Here is a 243-nt window from a genome sequence, read left to right on the forward strand (position 1 = left end):
TGATGACTCACGGCTGGATTTACACCGACGCCCAGCTGTGAGTCATCACAGTCTGCTGCAATTGCTGCTGCATCAGCCTGACCACCGATTCATTTTGTTGACGCAGAGCCAGGCTTTCGCGTAAACGCGTCTGTAATTCCGTCAAACATGAAGCGAACTCAGCGAAAAAAGTATTCATGCCTGCCGTAACAGATTCATCGACCTGCTCTGCCAGAACTTTAGCCATTTGTTGGCAATAAAGAT

General features: G+C 48.6%; 1 protein-coding gene. It reads right to left on the bottom strand.

From position 1 onward, the window contains the following. Positions 1 to 19 precede the first annotated feature (19 nt). Positions 20 to 243, bottom strand: a 224-nt coding sequence (locus KZZ04_RS20520) for a hypothetical protein (protein WP_219424081.1), incomplete at its 5' end; no start/stop codon positions are given.

Source organism: Pseudoalteromonas sp. CR1 (genome assembly GCF_019392235.1).
Lineage (GTDB): Bacteria > Pseudomonadota > Gammaproteobacteria > Enterobacterales > Alteromonadaceae > Pseudoalteromonas.